This is a genomic window from Mesorhizobium sp. M7A.F.Ca.US.007.01.2.1 (assembly GCF_003998165.1).
GTDB lineage: Bacteria > Pseudomonadota > Alphaproteobacteria > Rhizobiales > Rhizobiaceae > Mesorhizobium > Mesorhizobium ciceri.
Map to the genome: position 1 here is coordinate 1 of NZ_RZQP01000488.1, position 1,129 is coordinate 1,129.

The 1,129-nt window shown below is 64.7% G+C and carries 2 protein-coding genes; one reads left to right on the top strand and one right to left on the bottom strand.

Going from position 1 to position 1,129, the window contains the following annotated elements; translation table 11 throughout:
- On the top strand, nt 1-504 hold a 504-nt coding region (locus EN949_RS35375), incomplete at its 5' end, for a siderophore-interacting protein (RefSeq protein WP_164782685.1).
- A 7-nt stretch (nt 505-511) separates the two neighbouring features.
- Here the strand turns inward: EN949_RS35375 and EN949_RS35380 are convergent.
- Nucleotides 512-1,129 (bottom strand): AbrB family transcriptional regulator (locus EN949_RS35380; protein ID WP_206535016.1); only part of this gene is annotated, 618 nt, incomplete at its 5' end.

Consider the following 1,129-nt stretch of genomic DNA (forward strand, 5'->3'; position numbering starts at 1 on the left):
GTGCTGCACCCCGGCGAGGAGACGCCCGCCGCCAGCTTCGCGCAAAATGCACAGGCGGGAGATGTCATCGGCATGATCGGACCCGGTGGCGGCGACGCTCCGGTGGCGCAGACCTTGCTTCTGCTCGGCGACGACACAGCACTTCCCGCCATAGGCAGGATTCTGGAATATCTGCCGCCGTCAACACGCGCTGAGGCGCTGATCGAGATCGATGGGCCGGATGACCGGATGGCGCTGGCACAGGGGGACAATATCGACATCACCTGGCTTTACCGGCACGGCCGCGAGGCCGGCACCGCGGGCCTGTTGTCGACCGCCTTGCGTGAGCGCAATCAGATGGCGCTTGCCGACGGCCTGTACGTCTGGGCCAGTTGCGAATTCGGTGACTTCCGGGAGATCCGCAAGATCGTGCGTAAACAGTGGGGCCTGCCGCGCGACCGCCACCTGGTTACGGCCTACTGGCGCCGGGACGCGCACAGCGTGGGCGAGGGCGGCGAGGACTAGCCGCTGCCTATTGCCTGACGCTTCTCGCCACCAGCCGCGCCATGCTCGGGCCGATCAGCAGCACGATCAGGAAGCGTGCTGATTGCAGGGCCATGACGAAAGAGATGTCGACGTTCTGCGCTGCTGCAGCGATGATGGCGATGCTGTCCATGCCGCCGGGGCTGGTCGCCAGATAGGCGGTCAGCGGATCGATGCCCAGGAGATGGCTGATCATGAAGGCAAGGCCGCCGCAAAAGGCGATCAAGGCCACGATCGAGGCGATGATCTGCGGCAAGGCGCGCGCCGCATGGCGCAGGATCGCCCTTGTGAAGTTCAGGCCGATCGACCAGCCGACCATGGCGTAGCTGACGGCCAGCAGCCATTGCGGCAATTGCATTTCCACGCCCAAGCCGAGATGGACGACGGTGCCGAAGATGAAGGTGCCGAGGAAGAAGGGCGAGGGCAGTCGGCACAACTTTCCCGCCAGGCCGCCTACGACCGCGATGCCGATGGTGGCGGCGAAGGCTTGGGCATCGATCGGCGGAAACCAGACGATGGCGGGGATTTCGACCTCAGACGTGTCGACCCACATCTTGGCAACGAGTGCCGCCGTCATCGAGACGAAGATGACGCGCAGATATTGCAT